Genomic DNA, 22,931 nt, shown 5'->3' on the forward strand with positions numbered 1-22,931 from the left:
ATCATGACAACATACCATAAACTATTCAGCCTCATTTTAATTGTCATCATGAGCACGGCTTTCTCCTCCTGCAGCGAGAGACCGGAAAAACAGCCGGTCCAGGAGGAGGCTGAGGGTCACCACGACGCGCATGAAGCAGAGCTTTCCCTCTCGGCACAACAGATGGAAGCCATCGACTTGCAGATCGGAAAAGTGGAACAGAAGAACCTTACCGCCGTCGTGAAGGCCAGCGGACAACTCGCGGTACCTCCGCAGAATGAGGCGAAAGTAAATGTCCTCGCAGGCGGCATCATCAGGAAAATAGTCGTTCTGGAAGGCCAGAAAGTTAAAAAAGGACAAACGCTGGCCATCATGGAAAATCAGGAAATGATCAAACTCCAACAGGAATACCTCTCTACGAAAAGTGGATTCAGCTTTGTCGCAGCAGAATATAGCCGCCAGCAGCAACTCAAGGCCGCAGGGGCTGGTACCGGCAAAACCTTTCAGCAGTCGGAAGCAAACTACCAGACAGAACAATCACACATCAGGGCACTGGAATCACAACTACGCCAGATCGGCATCAGCCCTGCCCGTGTAAGCAGTGGCAACATCACCTCGCAGATCCCCATTATTGCCCCCATCTCCGGTACCATCGGACTGATTTCCGTCACCACCGGTGCCTACGTGCAACCCGGAAATTCACTGATGGACATCGTCGACAACTCGAAGATCCATGCCGACCTCCTTGTCTATGAAAAGGACCTCAACAAAGTGAAAATCGGCCAGCATGTCAGCTTCAGACTGACCAACCAGGATAACCAGCAGATCGAAGGGGTGCTGAATGGCATCAACAAATCCTTTGAAAACGACACCAAAGGATTAATTGTTCATGCCGTCATCAGTAATCCTATGAGCAACCTCATCCCCGGAATGTATGTCACCGGACTCATCAGCGTCGGCAATGCCCTATCCACCGTGGTACCTGTCGATGCGGTGGTAAAATCTGCCGGCAAGGAATATATTTTTATTGTTGCCGATGAGGAAGCACACGGAAATGGAGGTAAATCCGGTACCGACAAACCACAGGAAACACATTTTAAAAAAATTGAAGTAGTTTCAGGAGTGACAGAATTGGGTTATATTAGCATTACTCCAATTGAGAAACTCCCTGAGCATACTCAGGTGGTCACTAAAGGTGCTTTTTATCTGCAGTCTAAGTCTTCAGGTCCTGCAGAACACGATCATTAATCCACGACCTGGAGAATTGAAAATATCCGTCATTAACGTTACAATCGCTTTAAAATCATTAGGCATGTCAAAACATTCACATTGTTGTTCAGAAGAAGAAGATCCCAAATGTAAAAGCCAGTCTACCGATGTAGCAGCAGGACACGATCACGGCGACCATGACCATGATGGCCACGACCATGATCATGGCAGTCAGGAAAAAGAAGGCTGGCTTTCCCACTGGCCATTGCTTACCGCCCTGCTGGTCATCATTGTGATGATGGTCCTGGAATATGGCTTCCACATCACCTTCAGCAAATACATTCAGCTGGCAATATTCGTCCCCGCTTATCTGCTTGCCGGTTATGATGTGCTGCTCCTTTCCTTCCGAAAAGCCCTGCGCCTGGATTTTTTTAACGAATTTTTCCTGATGAGCGTTGCCACCATTGGTGCCTTCACGATTGGTGCATATAGTGAGGGTGTCGCCGTAATGGTCTTCTACTCCATTGGAGAGTGGTTCCAGGATGCCGCGGTCAGTAAGGCCAAACATAGCATCAAAGCCCTGCTTGACATCCGGCCGGATAGCGTTAACGTGATCAGGTCCGGCAAAGTGACCCAGGTTGCTCCATCCGAAGTGGACATTGATGAAATCATACAAATAAAAGCAGGTGAAAAGGTTGCGCTTGATGGCATCCTTCATTCCGAAGGGTCCAGCTTCAACACCGCCGCATTAACCGGAGAAAGTAAACCCGACAGCAAAAATAAAGGTGATCAGGTATTTGCAGGTATGATCAACCTCAATCAACTTGCTGAAGTACAGGTCAAGGCATTGTTCAAAGACAGCAAGTTGAGCAAAATCCTGGAAATGGTACAGGATGCCACCGCCAGAAAATCACAGACACAACTGTTCATCTCCCGTTTTGCAAAGGTCTATACCCCTATTGTGTTCCTGCTGGCCTTTTTGGTAGTCGTTCTGCCGATGTTATTCCTCACCGATTACAGTTTTAAAGAATGGTTTTACCGGGGCCTCGTATTCCTGGTCATCAGTTGCCCATGCGCACTGGTGGTGTCTATTCCCCTGGGTTACTTTGGTGGTATCGGCCTGGCCTCCAGAAATGGCATCCTATTTAAGGGATCGAATTTTCTGGATGTGATGACCCGGGTGGATACCGTCGTGATGGATAAAACGGGTACACTGACAAAAGGGATTTTTAAGGTGCAGCAAATCCATGCTACCGGAATTTCCGACAAGGAACTTGTCCGCCTCACCGCAATACTGGAAAGTAAATCTACCCACCCGATTGCTACGGCCATCCTTCAATACGCGGGCACCACGGAACAGGATATAAAAGACCTGGAAGAGATCCCAGGACATGGTCTGTCAGGGAAAATCGATGGACGCGAGGTCATGGCCGGCAACACCAAACTACTGACTAAATTCGGCATCAGCTACCCTGACACAGTCGATAAAACCGAAGGTACCGTGGTGGTCGTTGCTATCGACCGTAAGTATGCCGGATACATTACCATCGCCGATGAGCTTAAGGAGGACGCGGCAGAAACCATAAAAAGACTGCGCAGCCTCAACATCCTGACCGTCATACTTAGCGGCGACAAGCAATCGGTGGTTGATAAAATTGCTGCTCAGCTGGGAATAGACCGCGCTTTTGGAGACCTCTTGCCGGAAGATAAAGTGCATCAGCTGGAACTGGTAAAAAAGGAAAGAAAAGGGATTGCTTTTGTAGGTGATGGCATCAATGACTCACCCGTGATTGCCCTTGCGGATGCCGGAATGGCCATGGGTGGCCTGGGAAGTGATGCGGCCATAGAAACCGCAGACATCGTCATCCAAAATGACCAGCCCTCGAAAATCGTGGATGCCATAAAAATCGGCAAGCTCACCAGGAATGTGGTCTGGCAGAACATTGTCCTGGCGATGTCCGTGAAGTTAATCGTGTTAGGCCTTGGTGCCGGTGGCGTGGCGACCTTATGGGAAGCAGTTATTGCTGATGTAGGTGTAGCCTTGTTGGCCATCCTGAACGCAGTACGCATTCAAAACCTGAAAATCAGGTAACTATTGATTTAACCATTGTTTAAAATCCTCGGCCCTTTCTTCACTGACCACCGCCTCTGTGCCCGTCGGAGGGGCCGGGGACAATACAATTCTGACGCGGTTGCGGGACAGCTTGTACATCTCTTTGATCGCGGTGATGTTGACGATGAACTTCCTGTTGATGCGGAAAAATTCTGCAGGATCCAGCTGATGCTCAAGACTCCCAATCGTTTCCTCAATGATGTAATTCTGCTTGTCGTGGGTCACCAGAAACAGGTACTTGTCATCCGCCATGAAATAGGCCACATCTTCAGCGCCAACGGTCTTGATCAGCTTGCCCAGCTTCACCATAAAACGGTTCCTGATTTTTAAAGCAACAGTTTGTTCGGGAGGTTTTTGCTGCACAGGCGGCAGGTTCAGGGCTGATCCCTTGCGGATGCTGCTCAACTTCAACAGCGCAGCACGTACATCCTCTTCATCAAAGGGTTTCAGTAAATAATCGATGCCCTGATTCTTGAAAGCTTTCAACGTATACTGATCGTACGCCGTTGTAAAAATCACCGGACTGCTCACCTCTACCTGCTGAAAAATCTGGAAACTTTCCCCATCTCCAAGGTGGATATCCATGAACAGCAGGTCTGCCTTGTTTTTTTTGAGCCACGCTACAGCGGACTCAACAGTACCGAGGATCGCCAGCACCTGAATATTAGGATTGATCTCCAGTAGGGTGCTCTGCAATGTATCTGCAGCAAGATCTTCATCCTCAATAATTAATACCCTCATTACATTTTTTCCTACCCTGTAAATGTAAAAAAAAACTCCGGTCCGCGAAAATGCAGACCGGAGTTCAAAGGAACAATCTTTAAATGTAGTTATTGAAGGTTCGGGTTGTTGGCTACGGCCTCCCTCGGGAACCGGATGGTATACTTCGGATCGTTTTTCTGCAGTGTATAAGAGCTTCCATTCTCAAAGCTGTGTACCAGTTCAGGCTGTCCATACCTGCGCAGGTCGTACCACCTGTGGCCTTCCAATGCCAGTTCCCTTTCACGTTCATTCAGGATCTCCTGAAGCAGGGCCGGTTTGGCCAATGCAGAAATACGCGTAGCTTCCGTCTGATAGTAAGCTGGCTTCAGGCGTTTCACCTTCAGATCCAGCAGGCTTTTCAGTGCCAGCGCAAGGTTATCAGACTGCAATGCAGCTTCCGCCTGGATCAGGTACAACTCCCCATTCCTGAAAGAGATCTTATTTTCATTGAATGCACCCTTTAAAGACACAGTATTGCCAAAAGCTCTTCCAAAATACATGGGATAACGTAGGTCGTTTGCCTGATCGTAAATATTCAGCAGATGATCTGAGATCATGGACGTATTCGTAACTCCGGCATCAAAAGCCTTTTCCATAGACATGATGTTCTCCTTTGAACGGTAGTTGTTCGGCAACACCGCTCCTGTCACATTCAGGTCTTCCAGGTCGCCGTTCAGGGCAAGTGCCTGTTGGCTTGAGGCAAGTGCATTGGCCCAGTCACCCTTGAACTCGTATACCCGTGCGGTTAAAGCTGCAGCGGCACGTTTGGTGAAACGATAGTTAAATCCAGCATCAAAATTTGTGACATTCAACAATTGCCTGCCTGCCTCGATATCCGCAAGTATTTGTGCATATACTTCTGCAACGGTAGCTGTTTTGTAGTTCTGCTCCAGGTCTATAGCTAACGACAATACGATACCACGATCTGTAGCCGCCGTTCCCGCGTTATAAGGTTTTGCATATAGGTTTAACAACTCAAAGTGAGCGTATGCACGCAGCAAATAAGCCTCTCCCTTAATCTGCGCAGTTTCAGGACTCACACCGGCCTCCTTTTCTACCTCTGCAATTACATGGTTTGCGTTGAATATTGACGTGTAAAACGCTGTGTAGGGCATTGAACTAGTCAGCCCGTCTGCATCATTATCATTCCAGGCATAGATATCCTTATATGCAGGGAATCCAGTGGCATATTCGTCCATTAACAACTCATCCGTGCGTACCGCCAGCAGTGATTTATGGGCTGGAAAGAAATTATAAGCTGAAGTAAGCAGTCCTCTGAAATCTTCCGTTGTTTTAGGAATCACCCGCCCTGCCGGTTCGATATCCAAATATTTTTTGCAGCTGCTTGCGGAAAGTACAACAAGTGCGACGGCTGCTAATTTTATGATCTTATTCATGAGTATTTTAGATTAAAATGTTGCATTCAAACCAAAAGAAATGCTTTTGGTAATCGGCTGTGAATAAATGTTACCATAGGTCTCAGGATCAAAGTATCCTTTGTAGCTGGAACCAAATACAAATGGATTTCTTGCTTCTACACTAAATCTAATGCTGTTTGCCTTGATCCTTTTTGCGATCGCTGAAGGCAGTGTGTATCCCATACGCATACTGTTGATGCGAACATAGCTCATTTTTTTTGCGTAGATATCAAGATTACTGAAAGATGATCCGGTGTCTCCATTATTTAAATAATAGTATGCCATCCATCTATCTTCATACGTATCTTTTCCAAAGATCGCCGGTAGCTGACTGCCGCTTCCTGGTGTCACCACACTTAACAGGTCTTTGGAGAAATTCTGACCACGGTCAAATGCAGCAGGATTATATGGAGCCCTTGCCATCACCCACTGGTTAAGATTAAATATTGCAGTCACCGCCAGATCAAAGTTCCCCAGACGGAACCGGTTGGTTAATCCTCCTGTGAATTTAGGGTCCCGATCTCCAACATAGGTATACAAATCCTTGAACTGATCAGCAGTAAGTCTCGTTTCCGCAGCTTCACCGGGGAAGAAATCTGCATAAGGATCATACAATTGGTAGAAATCCTCAATGCTCAATACCTGTCCATCTTTAACCAGTAAAGGCAAACCATTGGCATCCAAACCAGCAGTCTTAAGTACGAACAATGAATTCACCGGAAGACCTTCTCTGGATGGGGTACGCTGATTTGAAGCAACATTCTCCCTCAACACCTTACTTTTATTATGGCTGATGTTGAAATCCGTTGACCAGCTGAATTTATTCGTACTGATATTTCTCGTAGAAACGCTCAGCTCCAATCCTTTATTTCTGATCCTGGCGAAGTTGGAGTTGGTAAACTCAAACCCATTTTCAAGTTGCAATGCCTGAGAACCAATCAGATCCTTACCATATCGGTTGTAATAATCTACCGTTACCTGCAAAGCATTATTGAATAACCCCAGTTCCAATCCAGCATTGAATGTAGAAGTCTTTTCCCATCTTAATTTATCATTTGGAGGGCTGGTCACAATTACAGCCGTCTCTGTTCCACCAGGTAAGATCGTCACGTCATCATAACGTCCAATAATCTTTGGTGACGTGTTCTTGTCGACATTCCCCTGCAATCCATAAGAAGCACGTAAACGGAGATTAGAAATCACTTTGATGTTTTTGATGAAATCTTCCTCTGAGGCATTCCATGCTCCCGAAACAGAATAGATCGGCAGGTACCTGTATTTCGGATCTACACCAAATAAATCTGAGCCATCATAACGGATACTTCCGTATACGGTATATTTACGGTCGTAGGTATAAGACAACGTTCCATAAATAGAAGCAAATGCATTCTCTACGAATCCCTTTCTATAAGTACGGAAGCTCTCATAGCCGGCAAAGTCAGCATTTGGGAAAACAATATTCGAATTTGTTAACGTCTGTTCATTAAATCCAAATGCCCTGGTCGTCAGATCGGTATTTTTATTTCTTCTCAATTCTGTTCCTAAAACAGCTTCAATCTCATGCTTATCAGCAATCACCTTACTGTATTCCGCCATCATTTTCCAGTTGTATTGAAAAAGAGAAGTTTTGTCATTCTGCATTGCACCACCTGCTGGAAGGAAGTACTCATACTTCCTGGTTGCCGAATTATAATATCTTGTAGATTCCTTTAATTTACGTCCTGCGTAAGAATTCACTCCCATATAACGTTCAGCGCCGGTTTCTTCAAACTGTAGCCCCAGCTGTGTACTTAATTTTAAATCACTATATACCTGATAATTCAAATCAAAAACACCCTTGAGACTGCTGTTATCAAGACCATAACGTGTGTTCTCTCTTTCTTCGACCGCATTAAACGGAAGATAAACATCACCAGTCAGGTTGCTTGTCCCGAAGATGTCCTGATCGTAAACAAAATTACCATTGGCATCTCTCACGGTTTGATAAGGATTTACATTCCTGGAGTAATTGGAAGGATTGGTACGTGCATCAATTTCAGTCAGGTAACTCTTACGATTGGTTTTTGATCCGAACAATGCAGCTCCAGCGGTAAGCTTCGGTGAGATCGTAAAATCGGTTTTCAACGTAACATTATACTTTTCAAGACCAGTTTCCTTGGTGGTACCTTTTTCGTTGTAGTAACCTGAAGAAAAATAATAGTTGGCGGCATCACTTCCGCCCGAAAGGCTCAGGCCGTACTGCTGATTTACCGCAGACTGGTAAAGCTCATTGCCCCAATTGGTATTGTTTTGTCTGAGGTTATTGATCTCAGCCTGTGTTGCCGGGCTCAGCGCAGCAAAACCATTCGCACGGTAATTCGCAAGCTCATTATTGTTATTCAGTATTCTTGCAATGGAGCCCTGATTATCTCTGTAAGTCAGGTCGGCACGATTGGCCAGGGCAAGTTCGAAATCAACTTTCTCTGAAGCATTCATCAGGTTCAGCTTGTCGAAATCCGGACGTTCCGCAATGAAGGTACTTGCATTGAAATTAATTGCCGTCGGACCTTTTTTCCCTTTTTTTGTCGTAATAACGATCACGCCATTAGAAGCCCTGGCACCATAAATAGCCGTAGCGGCTGCATCCTTCAGGATCGTGATGTCAGCAATATCATCTGGGTTCAATCCCGCAATAGGAAGGTTGCGCAAAGCATCAATATTGTCTTTGTCATAGATAGCAGGAAGGTTTGTTCCTTCCAAAGGAATCCCATCCAGCACCCATAGCGGATCCTGGCCGCCATTTAATGAGGCTGTTCCACGGATCCTGATTTTTGGTGCCGAACCAGGGCCACCACTGATGTTGGTGACATTCACACCGGCAACCTGCCCCTGTAACATCTGATCTACACCAGAAACCCCTGTCTGACGGATTTTATCGTACTCGATCAGCGCCGTAGCTGTTGTATTCTTGCGTTTTGCAATGTTTGTATATCCATTCACCACCACCTCGCTCAACGCATTGTCATTGCTCTCCATACGGATGGAGAAATCAGCTTTGTTCTCAATGTTAATGGCGATTGAACTGTAACCCAGGTAACTTACACGGATCGTTTTTGTTCCTGCAGGAACATTCAGACTGAACTTTCCGTCGGTACCAGTCATGGTGCCAATGGCGGAGTTCTGGATCACTCCTGGAACACCACTTTGCGCTCCGATTGTGGCCTTATCCACAAAAACGGATGCCCCCGGAATGGGAAGACCGTCCTTTGCTCCCACAACCCTACCGGTGATGGTACGCTGCTCCTGCCCGAAACCTGTCAGCCCGAAGCCCAACAGCAGCAGTATTAAAAGTAATTGTTTATTCATATCCCCTATTAGTTGTTTAGTTGTTGTTTGTGTGTTTGGTTAATAAATCTATGAATTGGCTATTTGGTTAAATCGTTAGCGGCATTGATCTGGAGGCTCTGCTGAATCCGAAGGATCAGGTCCTGATAATGTCCTCTTGTCGCATCGTCTCCAGTACCACGTTTCTTCGTCAATACCAACAGGATCTGCATCAGCTCCGTACGTTTAGCCGCAGCGACGTCTGAAGTTCTGCTCATCGAAGACACATGGATGTTCCTCAATGACACATCAGCACTGGCCGGCTTCTGCGTGCTCAAGCCACCTTCGTTAAGGCCCAGGTCGCAGGTTTGTGGCAGGTTATTCAAGCTGGCGTTAGCTCCTGCCATCGACGCCTCGTCTGTCAGACCTGTTTTTTTAATTTTGTCCAGCATTTTATCCGTACTCACCAACAACACATCTACGTAATTCTGTTGCAGCATGCGCTCGGTAATGGACAGTGTTTTACCAGACATCGTTTTCTGAAACACGGTTCCTCTGATTTCCTTCAACAAATCGCCAGCGGTCAACACTTCCTGCGTACCCATCAATATTTCCATCTCCATCATCCGCAGCAGACGCTCTTCGCTCAGCAGGCTATATAGCAGTCCGTATTGCTGCTCACGTCTCAGATTATAAGGCCCGTATTCGAAAGGACCAACCGGTGTATCTTTGATCGGAAAAGTCTTCAGTAGCAATTCCTTCGGATACAACCAATCTGGTACCGTCATTACTTCGTTTTTCAGGTAGTCGAGGGCCTTCAGTTGCATGTCCTTAGGCACAGGTGTATAGGCATTTTTACGGTCACCCGTCACCGGGTTCTCCAGATAATATCCACCAATATTGGCAGTCACATGCTCCGCATAAGTGTACCACTGATAAATCGCGGCCATATACAGTTTACCAGCCTGGTAATAATCTTCCCCGTCATTAGATGCCCAGGCAGCAATCTGCGGGATCAGTCTTTTCAAATTCTTCAGTCCATATTCGCTGGCTTTAACCGCATCGTCACCAAGATCTTCTGATTGCGCACGCGGATCAATCACATTGGTAGAATTCTGTTGTTCTCCATAATGATACAAAGGATCATCAGCATGGTCTTTAATCCATTTGCCCAATACCGGTAGCTCCTCATGCGGATCTTTAACATCCAGCCAGCGATAAGCCCAGGCGATGGCATATTTATCGTATACCCCAATCTGAGGGGTAATGTTAGTCACATTGTCTTCCGGCTGTGCAACATAGTTAAAACGTGCATAATCCATAATGGAGGGTGCTGTTCCTCCCATTCTGTTCGTAAAGGAAACTGACCGCAACGAATCTACGGGGTAGGCAAACGATGCCCCCATATTGTGCTTGAGTCCGAGTGTGTGTCCGATTTCATGTGAGGACACAAAGCGGATCGCATGTCCCATACGCGCATCAGAAAAATGATTCCCTCTGGCACCAGTATCGATTACACCAGTCTGAATGCGCATCCATGACTGCAGGGAAGTCATCACATTGTGCCACCAGATGACATCCGCCTCCAGGATTTCTCCGGAACGGGGATCCACTACCGAAGGCCCCATTGCGTTGGACTTTGGCGATGCAGCATAAGTAATTTCAGAATAACGCACATCGTCACCATCATAATCCGTCGTGTCAGTCACTTCACGTGCCTGGATCGCATTCTTGAAACCTGCAGCTTCAAAAGCTTTCTGCCAGTCTACTACGCCAGCGATAATTTCTTTTCTCCATTGCGGTGGTGTTGCGGGATCAATATAAAAGACAATTGGCTTTACAGGCTCCACAAGTTCTCCGTTCAGGTATTTCGCCCGGTCCTCCGGTTTAGGTTCCATCCTCCAGCGCGTCACCAGCTCCCTGCTTTCCATCTTATGCTGGGCATCCGAGAAATACCAGCGGGGTGTGCTGAACAAACCTACCCTTGGATCGGCAAAGCGGGGCTTCATCGGCGTTTCCGGAAGCAACAGGATATTGGTTGTCACCGCTACACTGATCGGGATGCTGCTCTGTCCCTCTGTAACCCTGGTACTCAATAAAGCGCGTACCACAATATTCTGAGGAAAACTCTTAATTCTTTCTATTGCTGATAAGGACGATTTAGGCGAGGTGCCCAGGCCAATATCTGTAAATACATCATTGAAACTTTTCTCGGTACCATCAAAAACCTTGTTCATTTTGATGACCACTGCTGCTGAATCAGGTGAGTAGGCTTCAATCTTAAAGGACTCAATTACAGATCCTGTGAAGTTATCATTTACCGAGCGACTGATGGCATCACCGGCAACAGTTTCTACCTGGGGCACAATCGTTTTCACCCACACTGTTTTTGATAGCTTATTCTGGGAGAAACGGATCACCTTATTTTCAAAGTTCATCCCCTTGTTCAATCCTGATTCATTTAATGCCATCGGCACAGAGGAGATCTTATTGATGAGCAACAAGTCTTTACCCATCATCTTCAGGGGAATTTCAAAATAATAATCCGTTTCTACCTGGTGGACCTTAAACAGACCATTAACAGTAACCGCCTTTTTCAACAGCTCCCGGTAGTTCTTCAACCCTCCGGAAGCACTGCTGTCGGCAGCATCTTTCTTTTTAACAGTATCAGCGGCCTTCTTCACGAGGCCTTTCGGTAATTTTTTAGGCAGTTTTTTGGGGGTCTGTGCGTCGACAGACACACTGCAAAGCATCACCAGCACAACCATCAGCGCAAATTTCAACAGTCTCAAAATGCTGATGTTCCGGTTATTCTGGACAGAAAAAAATGAAGTCTTATTCAAAATCATGTTCCAAAATGCTTCATAAATAAGAGATTTGAAAACAAACAGAAGTGAACCCACCCATTTACAGGGATGAAACCGCAGTTTTAAGGAGTGAAAACAAACCGCAACCACCTCCTTCTGCTGTCCTGAAAATGAGGCACTAAGGGAGCAATGGCAGGTAGCAAACATAATCATCCCCCTCAATCCCATACTTCAAATGCCTGTCCCCAAAATAGATATAAGTACTTTGCAAATAGTTCAACCCCTGTTTTCCTGAATCCCCAACATCTGTCCTCAGCTGCAGGTTATTCGTCACCACTAGGTCTGTTCCGTTGCTTTTTATGCTAATTTTCAAAGGTTTTTCCTTGGATAGCTTGTTGTGTTTTACTGCATTCTCCACCAGCGTCTGCAGGCTCATGAAAGGCAGCTTGTAGGATTGGTCCGCATCAGGCACCGCCAGCTCCAGCGGCAGCAACGCATCCCCGAAGCGAATCTTCATCAGGAAGAAATATTCATTCACAAAACGCAGCTCCTCTTCAACTGTAGCCAGCCCGTTTGGCGAAGCTTCCAATACATACCGGTATACCCTCGATAATTTCAAAACAAACAGCTGTGCCATCTTTGTGTCCTGGGCAATCAGTGCATTCAGCGAACTCAGTGAATTGAATAAAAAATGAGGGTTTACTTTCTCCTTCAGTTTATCCAGCTGCAGCAACGCGTTGTCCTTCTGCTGTTCTGCCTCGTTGATCTCCACCTGCCGCCGCAGCAAAAACTCTTTCTGCCACTTCTGCTGATACAACCAGGTTAATCCAAGAATGATCGCTATGGCGAGGAGCCCCATGTAAATGGAATAGGTATGTATGGCTTCCACATCTTCATCTACCACCAGCTTCGGCACATCAACAACGGTGGTCCAATTTGTCCCTACAATACCTGAGGGTACAAAATACCTGGTGACTGGAATTTTAAGGTATTCGGATAACGTCTCTTCATGTCTTACATTGCCATCCCAGGCACCATGCATCAATACAGCCGACTTGTCCATGTTCGACAGGTGTCGCCCAATCATCGACTCCTCGGGATGGGAAATGCATAAGCCCTCTTCATCAATGATAAAAGCATAGGAAAAGGCTTTCTCGTCTACCAGATAAAATGTCCGCTGCAAAGCTTTAAGGTCAACATCCAGCCCGAGCACCAGTTGTCCTGATCTTTTCCATGAAACACGCGAGGCAGTAAGCCAGTGTACCGCATCACCGGCAGCCACTACTTTGCTGACCGCCGCCAGCGAGGTGTCCGGAAGGACGAGCCGATGCCCTGCCCAACGTTTGAGGTAAACCGGAAGAACGCCACTGCGGTAACCATTTTGTGTGCGCGACAAGTACACGTAACTGGTATCCTGAGGTCCGGCAATGGCATACCATGCGTTCGTAACCCGGGCATCGGCAAACAACAATGCAGCAAGGTCAGCCTGAAGCTCATCAGCGTCAATACGATCTTCAGTAGCAGCAATAAAGTTACTGGCGTCGGCAGTCCCGTTCAACAATTGGTTGAACTCATAGCGAAACACCGTAGCCTTCTGCCGGTAAACGTTTGTCCCCGCCAGCTCGCCAATACGTGCAATGCGCTCATCCTGCAGGCGGCTGATGAAAAAGACAATTCCTGTGATCGACAAAATCACAGTTAACCCTATAGCAATGATATACTTTGGATTATGCAAGACAGGCCTCATGCCCGCAAAGATACGGCATTACTTTAAACCCCAGCGCCAGTTTGCGTAAAGCACTGGTTTTACAGGCACAATCATTCGCTTACTTTCCTCATAACCAGAGGATAAGAATATGGTTTCCCCAGGAGTCGTAGTAAAGCTGATGTTCATCTTCCCCCCGGTTTCAAATACGGTAAAAGATAGCTCAGACCTTTTGTCCGACGTCACCATATTCACCTTCATATCTGTCTGCAGCTGACAGCTGTCACCCTTTAAACTATAAATCTTAATGAAGGAAGTCGTATCGTTTTCCTTTTTTGCAGATACCAGGAAGTTGCTGCCCGCAGAAAGCTTATCGAAAGAAACATTCTTCCAGGAAGCGGGAATTGCCGGAAATACCTTCAGCTTACCTTCTCCGTTTTGCAGCAGCATCTGCGGAATGGTTAAGGCTACCGCCGGCAGACTATCTTTCATCGATCCATTGTCGTGTAAAACATTCGATTTCGCCAATCCGTCAAATAACTGGTTCAGCCACTCACTATATTGATCTCCTGTATTTGTCAGGTCAGGAAGGTAGCTCATCGCCGGTGGCAGGCTATTTCCCTTTTTCTTTGACGCCAATGCATAGTAATAACGGTGGATCCAGTAAAAACTCTCCACACGCTGGTCGGGAACGGAAGCGAAATTCTGCTGGTAATACTGGTGCCACCACTTCCGGTGTGCCTCCTGCATTACAGGCAGTTTGGCAATTGTAAAAAGCTTAATGCCATTCTGTGCTTCCTTCAACTCATCCTGCATACCATTGGGATCATATCCTACGGCAACCAGCATCGTGCTCTCCGCTGGCGTAACAACACTGCGCCAGGCCGTCGCAAAACCAGCATTGTCGCCCAGGGACTGAACACACACCTGATCATTCAGCACCTTTCTGATCACTGGCACTACAGCTTCAGCCTGCTTTTCCGCAACAAACTGCCACCTGATGTTTTTCTCCAGCCTGTTGCCCACAGCCTTTATCCATACCACATTCCCATTCGCAGGCACAAAGGAGCTGAATTGAATCGTTCCCGAGGTGGTGCTGATGATCCCTTTTGCAGTAGCATTGTAGAGGTCAAGCTCCAGCTTCACCGCGGTAATCTTACCCCTTGTCTTCAACAGCATCTTCCCCGTCCTCCCTCCCGATAGTGGCATGGCGATTCCGCTCAGGTCCGACCTACCAATGTCAAAACGAATTGCATTTTCGCTCTCCTTGTAGATATTGGTGTTCAGCAGGCCATTTCCCAGCAACAATCCTGTATTGGGGTTTGTGCTGACAGAATCCCAGCGCATCGACTGCCGGGCCATAAATTCCGCCCAGCTGAAAAGTGGTTTACCGGTCTGCCCTTCAGAATTGCCGGCAAAAATAAACAAAGCAAGAATAGTAAATGTCCATTTCATGAGTTTGTAAATTACTTTTGTATAAATAATAGCTCACTCTCCGAAATATCCTCCCTACGAAAACATTCCGATCAACATATATTGGTTATCCTAAAATACAAATAAATATCCAACATTACGACTGCAACATTTGCTCAATCAGACTTAAACCTCCGGAATAAAACACAGTTTTCAGCAGCGAGACTTTTCTCCTATTTGCCGACGGGTCTCTTCTCATATTTTTTACTATTTTTGGGGCTAATATGTACAGAGATCAAACCCGTTTCTTGATAGCAGTCGACTGTATCGTCTTCGGCTTCGATGGAGAACACTTGAAAATATTATTGGTTAAACGCGCACTGGAGCCGGAAAAAGACAAATGGAGCTTAATGGGCGGTTTTGTTAAACCCGGTGAAAGCCTCGATGAAGCGGCTCAGAATGTACTCAACCTCAACACTGGATTAAAAGGCGTCTACCTGGAGCAGATCCAGGCTTACGGAGATCCACTCAGAGATCCCATCGAGCGTACGCTGTCCGTGACCTACTTCGCGTTGATTGACATCCATAAATATGAAACACAGATCAACGACGAGTACCATGCGGAGTGGTTCCTCCTCAAGGACATGCCGCAGCTGATCTTCGATCATGATGAAATGGTGGAAACAGCAAAGCGAAAAATCCGCTATAAAGCGGCCCTGCACCCGATCCTTTTTGAGTTGCTGCCTAAGAAATTTACCATTCCTCAGCTGCAGAACCTTTATGAGGATGTTTACAATACACAGATCGACAACAGGAACTTCATCCGTAAACTTACCTCAACAGGCCTGCTCATCAAGCTTCCTGAAAAGGATAAGTCGGGATCAAAAAAAGGCGCCTTTTATTTTAAGCTGGACAAGAAAAAATACAAAGCTAATTTCCAGGCCTTCCTCAATCTGATCCCTAAACCAGATAAACTGGTCATGGGCTAACTGAACAGCTGCTCCAGCTTTGCATCGTTATAATCGCTTACAAAGGCTATTACATTGTGGTAAGCCGCAAAATCCTCCTTCGGATGCATGGTGGTAAGTACCACACAGCGCATACCTGCATTCTGCGCAGCTTCCACCCCTTTAGGAGCATCTTCAAATACCACAGCGTCAGCGGGTGACACACCAAGCAGACCTGCAGCTTTCAAAAAAGTTTCAGGATCCGGTTTGCTCAGCACCACATCTTCGGCGCTCACAACCGCTGTAAAGTAATCATGTAGCTGTAGGTTGTCCAGCACGAAATTAATATTAAAAGGAATGGCAGCAGAGCCGATGGCCATACCGATGTCCTGTGCCTTCGCTTTTTTGATAAAAGCATCCAGTCCCTCAATGAGCTTCAGATGTGGCAGGTATTCTTTCTGATATCTCCGCTCTTTCTCCATGGAGATTTCATGCTCACGCTCTGGAGTGAATGCTGATGGTCCGAACACACGCGCCAGGAGCTCACTGTTTTTACCATACATCTGCAACTTCACCTGCTCATAGGTCAGTGAAGCACCGAGGTCCTCATTCAGAATCTTCTGCCAGGCACGTCCGTGAAAGGCCATGTCGTCGATCATCGTTCCGTTCATGTCGAAAAGGAACGCTTTTGGTTTTGTCATCTTCTAAAATATAAATAGATATCTGCTAGTTTACGGTTGATGTAACTCAGGCATTCGCCAGGGCACGGTCGAGGTGTACATATCCGCCATCAACATACACAATCTGCCCAGTAGTGTGGCTTGACCGCGAAGACATCAGGAAAGCTGCAGTATTGGCAATCTCCTCTACAGTCGTCATCCTGTTTTCCAGGGGGATCTTCGAAGAAATCTCCTTTAGTTTCTCCGCAGCATCGGGCAAAGTTTCAATCCAGGTTTCATATTGGGGTGTCCAGCACTCTGCGACTACAATAGCGTTCACACGGATGTTGTATTTGAGCAACTCCACCGCCCACTCCCTGGTTAAGGCATTACGTGCGCCATTGGAAGCTGCGTAGGCCGATGTATTTCCCTGTCCTGTCTCTCCGGTTTTTGAGGTGATATTGACAATAGCGCCCTTGCTCCTGATCAGTTCCGGCAAAGCATGGTGTGCCATCAGGTAATAATGAACAACATTTTTGTGGAGCGAGGACAGGAAATCGGCATAGTTCCCATGCTCAAGGCCAACGCCATCATTCACACCGGCATTGTTCACTAAGCCGTCTATGCGTCCGAACTGCTCGATTACCGCCTTCACAGCCTTTTCACAGGCCTCAGGGTCACTCAACTCGGCCTCCACCTGGAAAGCCCTGCCCCCCTTTGCGGTAATCTCCGCAACCACCAGCTGGTTGTCTGCAGCCTTCCTGCCCACAATCACGGCTACCGCGCCCTCGCCGGCAAACACTTCTGCAATTCCCCTGCCGATGCCTTTGGCTGCGCCGGTAATGATGATTACTTTATCATTCAGTTCTAAGTTCATTATCTAGTATTCGATTTGGTTATTCTTTGTTTTAATGTGCTTTGCTTTGTTTGCACTGCCAATCTACTAAATAATCTGATTTATTTAGGCGATTGCGCCCTAACAGGGCCAGGTTAAAAACACATCGAGCTGGACTATTCTATTAGTTAGCGACTGTTAACATCTGATTCTTAGCAATTAAAAATCCAAAATCCCGTCTGCTTTTTTTAGCAGCTCTGCTCCCTTTTCTTTGAGGTCTTTTTTTCCCTTTTCCATGGTCTTTCCGGCCGAAAATTCCGATGTGGCATTGGAAATGGCTTTCAAACGATCTACCGTCGCAAACATTTTATCCGCATGAGGCACTTTGTTTTTCTTCAACAACTCCTTCCAATTAATTTTTGAAAGTACTGAAATCATGTACTTTGTAGCTATTTTTGTCAGAAAAACCTTATCGTAAACGCCATTGAGTGCTGCATCGGGGTCTTTTTCCTGAAGATGGACAATCGTCTGGTCAATTGCTGCCTGCTCATCCTTACCAAATAAAGGACTGTTTCTCAGCTTCTTCAAGGGCGCAATTGCGGCCTCCGGTTTACCCTTTTTCATCTGGAGGTAGCTATCCACTCCCCATACCACTTCGTTCTCCAGCCCCAGCTTTCTCGTATCTTCCAGGAAGGCCTCAAAATCCTCAAGTCCCCGTTCTTCATCGATGTCCCTTTCCATGCGCATCCGGTCAAATCCCCGGAACAGGTGGTTCATGGAATGAAAGGCGATATGCGTCTGCTCATCATTCATCCGGCTCCATCCGAAGAAAGCCTTGGTATAGGGCATCCCAATCCCGGTATGTTTGTTCAGCCATTCAATATTTCTGGAATAGCCATCTTCAGACAGGTAATACAGGCCATGGTTAAAAAACAAAAAGCCCCTGATGAACTCCAGCAACGTTTTCATTTCACCATCATCGAGCAGCTCAGGTTTCGTATATGCACATTCATAAAGCGCAAAATCCTGGCCCAGGTCGCGACTGGCCAGCACCAGCACACTTAAAATGGCATGTTCCACATTCTGCTGGTAGATCTTATCGCTGCCTCTCAGCAAGACCTGAGTTTTGGATGTGTCACCGTAAACGGCATTGAAGCCCTCCACCAACGAAGGAAACTGATCTTCATCCGTCTCTTTCACAAATCCTTTAACCTTGCGGTAATCCTGATACATTAAAAAGGCTTCCGCCACGGAAATACGTTCCTTACCGCCAACATCAACCTGGTTGAGACTTGACATCACCGTCTGCGAGTGTTTCGCAAACTGCCTGAACTCCTTGCTGTTCGTGTCCTGCACTGCTGCCGAACGCATCGCGATCTTTACAAACTTGTAAAACATCACTTTCTCATAGTTGATCTTTTCCTGAAGGGCATGTTTGTCCTTTTCCAATAACAAAGCATCTGTCACAGGGTCTGAGCAGCCTGAAATCAGCAAAGAGGATCCGGAAATCACCACGATAAAAAAAAGGAGCAGCAAGCGTGAGTTCGTACGCATAAATAAGTTTATCCTCTAAATATATAAATTATTCCGGCTTTTCAATATTTACTCTTTATCCACATAAATGGTGGCTTATGGAATATTTTTGTAGTTTCGCCCCTTTCATTAACCTACCTATGGATCATTTTTTTTATAGAAGCAGAAGTAAGACTATTAAACAATTATGGATGTCAGGGGGACTCCTGGTACTAATGATTGCCATCGCCGCCTTTTCTTTTGGATCGGCCGACGGAAGCCTCAAGATCGGCATCTTTGCCATCGCCTTTTTCCTGTTAATCGGATACTTTTTCGCCAGCTCCCTCAGCCAGCTCAATAGCAAACTGCCACTCCTCTCCGTTACTGCCGAAGGCATCACCGCTGGTGTAACCCCGGTAAGCAAAGCCACCGGCACCATGCTGTGGAAAGACATCCGCAGCACTGAAATTGTAGAAACGGACAACGATACACTGGTGCTCATCCATTTGAATAGGACGACGCCTTATGCCGAAAGGATCAGGAAGAAACTCAGCAAAATGGCACTGGATGGAATCATCGACCAGGAAGCGGATCAGCTGACCATCCCGCTTACCGCCTCTGAACTGGAAGGAGATGCACACCAGGTACATCGTGCGATTACGGAATCCTTAAAAAGCAACTCATAATCAAATTGTTACCATCATATCATGTTTAATTTCCTAAATTAGGGTACACACAAATAAAACATGCTATGAAATCTAAATTATTCCTGGCTGTGCTGCTCTGCTATGGGCTGCACGCTCAGGGCCAGCGACCGACAAAACTGGTGCGTGTTGGCCTTAAAGCTGGCATCAACGGCTCCCTCTTCACCAGAAATGTAGCTCCTTTTGACGGTGGTTACGTCAGACAGCTGCCGGACTATCGCCGCTTTTTCCGCCCCTCCGGATTTGGAGGATTTACGGCTGATTTCCAGGTCTCCTCCCGCTTCATGATCGGCACCGAATTGCTCTTCAACTCCCGCGGAATGGTCTACCGTGAAAAAAATGATGCTGTTGTCATCATAGATGATGAGGGTTATGAACAACAGGCTTACAACCGCTACAATTATAACATCGACTATTTTGAACTCCCACTTACCTTAAACTACAACCTGAGGGCCTCCAATACCTGGCTGGTCATTTATGGTGGCATCGCCCCTGCCATGGCCACCAACCATAAAACAAAGTTGTACTACGAGGAATCCATAAGGAGTGATGGCCGAAGGGCACAAAATGTACGGGAACGACTCGACTACGTCCGCAAGATCAACAACAATGCCATCGCCGGAATTAAGGTGGGGGATGACACCAACGATAAGGTGGCGGCGTATGCGGATTTTCGCTTCAGTCATACGCTGCGGCCTGTATTCACCAGATCTACAGATGCTTCTGGACACAACCTCCATACACAGATGTTTACCTTCTCGGCAAGCGTCGGCTTCAGGTTCTGACCTCATTCCCTTTCTACATACCGCTGGTTCGCAGACCAGCGGTATCAATGTGCTTCCAGGCATTTTGAAGAAAACTAAACATTTTTATCCCCCCGGCAGTTAGTTATAGAAGTATAAATGAATTGATATGCCAAATTATAAAACGATAGTCATTACAGGGGCGTCAAGTGGTGTTGGAAAAGCAATCGCTTTGGCATTTGCCGCGGAGCGTCATGCCTTGGTGCTTGCCTCCAGAAACCTGGATGCACTGAATGAGGTTGCGCTCGAATGTGAAGCGATGGGAGCTGTAGTGCGCTGTGTGAAGACAGACGTCACGGAGGCCGGAGACATGATCAGCCTGGCCGCTGAAGCGGAAAGCTTCCGGGGAAAAATAGACGTTTGGGTGAACAATGCAGGTGTACTGGCTGCGGGAACATTCGACGAAACCCCCATTGCAGTGCTCGACCAGGTCATCCGTACCAATCTTATGGGTTACATCCATGGAGCGCATGCGGTACTTCCTTATTTCAAAAAACAACAACATGGTACCCTCATCAACAACATCTCCATCGGTGGTTTTCTTCCTGTACCTTTTGGTGTAGGCTACTCGGCCAGCAAATTCGGACTGCGTGGCTTCTCTTCGGCACTAAAGGCGGAATTAACAGACTTCCCGGACATCCACATCTGCGATGCCTTCCCGGCTTTTCTGGATACTCCCGGCATACAGCATGCGGCGAACTATACCGGCAGGCACATCAGGCCTGCTCCTCCAGTGTATGACCCGGCAAGGGTAGCTGAAGCCATACTGAAACTCGCCTACCACCCTAAATCCGAAACCATGATTGGCAGTACCTCCAGCTTATTGAGGACGTCCTATGGACTCTTCCCAGCCCTGACAAGGGGAATTGCAGGATGGGTCATTGGCCGCTATCTAAAGGGCGCCGACGAGATCCCAAAAACCGACGGAAATATCTTTAACACTGTAAAATACGGAAATGCTGTATATGGTGGCTGGGGGCTTCCTGGTAAACCAAAGGCGCATCGCAAATACCTGGTGGCCGGACTGCTCTCCATTGCTGCGGTAGGATTCTTGATGTTACAAAAGAAACATTGAAGAAAAAATCCCGGCAGTCATCTGCCGGAATGAGAGAAACAACGCTAAGCATCAGCCAAGATCACTGAATCTGGATTTAAAAAATGATTACCTTTAAATCCAGATTCATCAATTGATTAAATGGGCGGCAAGGTCATCAGGTTTATATTTTTCGGGAACTACTTTGTTGGCCTCCTGGCCATCGCACTTACCATTGAAGCTACCTTACAGTTACGCGTCGCCTTCAACACTTTCAGCTATTACCTATTGATTTTCTGTGCGCCCGTAGCCTATTATACCTACGCTTATATGGGCGCCACCAGGTTCAGCAGCTCGGCAAACCCAAGGACACAATGGTACATCAAACACCAGGCATTCCTCAGACGCAGTCAGCTGCTGCTGACCTCCATCGCCATCATCATTTTCCTTTACCTCTTTATCAGTAATTTTTCAGGCATCCTGCAGCTGCCCTATTATTACTGGTTAATTGTATTGATCATGCTTGCTGCGGCAACACTATACTATGGACTGCTCCCTGCATACTTTTTCAACCTGAACCTTCGGAATACAGGCTGGCTGAAACCCTTTATCATTGGTTTCATATGGGCCTGCACAGCCAACATCATCCCGCTCATTGTCCTAAGGATCAACTCCGGGACAGATGTAGTCGTATCTTCCTTCTGGGTATGGCTGTTTGTCAAAAACTGGATGTTCTGCACGGTAAATGCAGTGATGTTCGACATCAAGGATTATGCAATAGATGCCAACCACGAACTGAAGACGTTTGTCGTCCGCATTGGCATCAGAAAAACCATCTTCTATTTTCTCATTCCCCTGCTTTGCATCGGCATGGTATCCCTGCTCATCTATGCCAGCATCCAGCAGTTCCCCTTTCTTCAGATCGCACTAAACCTGGTTCCCTTTGTGCTGACCATCATCGTTGCTTTCTCCCTGCATGCCCGGAAAAATATCATGTATTACCTGATCGTTATTGATGGCCTAATCCTCCTGAAAGCAGTCTGCGGAAGTACAGCAATATTACTATTACCTGGTTAATGAGTTAAAAAGCCATGACAGGAAACTACGACCGCATCGCCCGCTTTTACGATCCCCTCAGCCGATTGGTATTTTTCAATGCACAACGAAATGCCCAGAAAAACCAGCTGAAGTTCATCAATGGCGATCAACAGTTGCTCATCGTCGGTGGAGGCACCGGATGGATCCTCGAAGCCATCGGAAAGTCCCATAGTGGGCTCGAAATTACTTTTGTGGAAATCTCTGCAAAAATGATCGACATGGCACGGCGTAAAGATGCCGGAAACAATGTCGTACACTTTGTCCATGCGGCGGCAGAGGAATTTCAATCTGAAATTACTTATGATCTGCTCATCACTGCTTTTCTATTTGATAACTTCGGCACGGAAAAGGCAGGTCAGGTATTTTATAAACTGGATGCTTTATTGAAACCGGGAGGCCTGTGGTTATTTTCAGATTTCTACTTAAACCAACACAAACCTGGCATCTGGCAACGGATACTCCTGAAATCAATGTATGTATTTTTCCGTACCATAGCCCAGGTTGAAGCCAAAACACTGCCCGACACAGAGGGACTCTTCCAGGCAGCTGGTTACTGTCAGCAGGCGGTATCCATGCATTATAATGGGTTTATAAAAGCCATTGTTTACAGGAAAGCTCCGTTAAAATGAGC

General features: G+C 46.7%; 17 protein-coding genes. 8 read left to right on the forward strand and 9 right to left on the reverse strand.

Annotated features, from left to right (window positions below; translation table 11 throughout):
- The first annotated feature begins 3 nt into the window (after positions 1-3).
- Together PBAL39_RS10265 and PBAL39_RS10270 are read left to right on the forward strand one after the other, a co-directional pair.
- Positions 4-1,227 (forward strand): efflux RND transporter periplasmic adaptor subunit, encoded by a 1,224-nt coding sequence (locus tag PBAL39_RS10265; protein ID WP_008241002.1) that lies wholly within the window; start codon positions 4-6, stop codon positions 1,225-1,227.
- A 64-nt stretch (positions 1,228-1,291) separates the two neighbouring features.
- A complete protein-coding gene (locus PBAL39_RS10270) occupies positions 1,292-3,280 on the forward strand; it encodes a heavy metal translocating P-type ATPase (protein WP_008241003.1) in 1,989 nt (662 codons plus the stop codon).
- On the opposite strand, the gene PBAL39_RS10275 is transcribed toward PBAL39_RS10270, so the two are convergent.
- From PBAL39_RS10275 to PBAL39_RS10300, 6 genes are all read right to left on the reverse strand, one after another.
- Positions 3,281-4,042 carry a LytTR family DNA-binding domain-containing protein gene (locus PBAL39_RS10275; protein ID WP_008241004.1) on the reverse strand — a complete coding sequence of 254 codons (762 nt, stop codon included), beginning with the start codon at positions 4,040-4,042 and terminating at the stop codon, positions 3,281-3,283.
- Positions 4,043-4,131: 89 nt separating this feature from the next.
- Entirely contained in the window at positions 4,132-5,460 is a 1,329-nt protein-coding gene (locus PBAL39_RS10280; RefSeq protein WP_008241005.1) for a RagB/SusD family nutrient uptake outer membrane protein, read from the reverse strand.
- Between the two features lie 12 nt (positions 5,461-5,472).
- Positions 5,473-8,826 (reverse strand): SusC/RagA family TonB-linked outer membrane protein, encoded by a 3,354-nt coding sequence (locus tag PBAL39_RS10285; protein WP_008241006.1) that lies wholly within the window; start codon positions 8,824-8,826, stop codon positions 5,473-5,475.
- 59 nt (positions 8,827-8,885) lie between these two features.
- Positions 8,886-11,633, reverse strand: a complete 2,748-nt coding sequence (locus PBAL39_RS10290; RefSeq protein ID WP_232282930.1) for a zinc-dependent metalloprotease — start codon at positions 11,631-11,633, stop codon at positions 8,886-8,888.
- A 136-nt stretch (positions 11,634-11,769) separates the two neighbouring features.
- Positions 11,770-13,281, reverse strand: a complete 1,512-nt coding sequence (locus PBAL39_RS10295) for a histidine kinase (protein WP_157273979.1) — start codon at positions 13,279-13,281, stop codon at positions 11,770-11,772.
- A 75-nt stretch (positions 13,282-13,356) separates the two neighbouring features.
- Positions 13,357-14,751 (reverse strand): glycoside hydrolase family 95-like protein, encoded by a 1,395-nt coding sequence (locus PBAL39_RS10300; protein ID WP_008241010.1) that lies wholly within the window; start codon positions 14,749-14,751, stop codon positions 13,357-13,359.
- A gap of 242 nt (positions 14,752-14,993) precedes the next feature.
- Here PBAL39_RS10300 and PBAL39_RS10305 point away from each other — a divergent pair, with 242 nt between their 5' ends.
- Positions 14,994-15,698: an NUDIX domain-containing protein gene (locus tag PBAL39_RS10305; RefSeq protein WP_008241012.1), complete on the forward strand. Its 705-nt coding sequence runs from the start codon at positions 14,994-14,996 to the stop codon at positions 15,696-15,698.
- Here the strand turns inward: PBAL39_RS10305 and PBAL39_RS10310 are convergent.
- The 3 genes from PBAL39_RS10310 to PBAL39_RS10320 form a co-directional block, all read right to left on the reverse strand.
- Positions 15,695-16,357: an HAD family phosphatase gene (locus PBAL39_RS10310; RefSeq protein ID WP_008241014.1), complete on the reverse strand. Its 663-nt coding sequence runs from the start codon at positions 16,355-16,357 to the stop codon at positions 15,695-15,697. The genes PBAL39_RS10305 and PBAL39_RS10310 overlap by 4 nt on opposite strands.
- A 46-nt stretch (positions 16,358-16,403) precedes the next feature.
- On the reverse strand, positions 16,404-17,192 hold the full coding sequence (locus PBAL39_RS10315) for an SDR family oxidoreductase (RefSeq protein WP_008241017.1): 789 nt from the start codon (positions 17,190-17,192) through the stop codon (positions 16,404-16,406).
- A gap of 177 nt (positions 17,193-17,369) precedes the next feature.
- Positions 17,370-18,704, reverse strand: a complete 1,335-nt coding sequence (locus PBAL39_RS10320; RefSeq protein ID WP_008241019.1) for a hypothetical protein — start codon at positions 18,702-18,704, stop codon at positions 17,370-17,372.
- 119 nt (positions 18,705-18,823) lie between these two features.
- Between PBAL39_RS10320 and PBAL39_RS10325 the strand changes: the two genes are divergently transcribed.
- The 5 genes from PBAL39_RS10325 to PBAL39_RS10345 all read left to right on the forward strand — a co-directional run bounded on the left by PBAL39_RS10325 (position 18,824) and on the right by PBAL39_RS10345 (position 22,929).
- Positions 18,824-19,348 (forward strand): STM3941 family protein, encoded by a 525-nt coding sequence (locus PBAL39_RS10325; protein ID WP_304411957.1) that lies wholly within the window; start codon positions 18,824-18,826, stop codon positions 19,346-19,348.
- Between the two features lie 65 nt (positions 19,349-19,413).
- On the forward strand, positions 19,414-20,151 hold the full coding sequence (locus PBAL39_RS10330; protein WP_008241029.1) for an outer membrane beta-barrel protein: 738 nt from the start codon (positions 19,414-19,416) through the stop codon (positions 20,149-20,151).
- Between the two features lie 127 nt (positions 20,152-20,278).
- Positions 20,279-21,244, forward strand: a complete 966-nt coding sequence (locus PBAL39_RS10335; protein WP_008241031.1) for an SDR family oxidoreductase — start codon at positions 20,279-20,281, stop codon at positions 21,242-21,244.
- Between the two features lie 120 nt (positions 21,245-21,364).
- Positions 21,365-22,279, forward strand: a complete 915-nt coding sequence (locus PBAL39_RS10340) for a hypothetical protein (RefSeq protein WP_008241032.1) — start codon at positions 21,365-21,367, stop codon at positions 22,277-22,279.
- A gap of 14 nt (positions 22,280-22,293) precedes the next feature.
- Entirely contained in the window at positions 22,294-22,929 is a 636-nt protein-coding gene (locus PBAL39_RS10345) for a class I SAM-dependent methyltransferase (protein ID WP_008241034.1), read from the forward strand.
- Positions 22,930-22,931 lie beyond the last annotated feature (2 nt).

Source organism: Pedobacter sp. BAL39 (genome assembly GCF_000170795.1).
GTDB lineage: Bacteria > Bacteroidota > Bacteroidia > Sphingobacteriales > Sphingobacteriaceae > Pedobacter.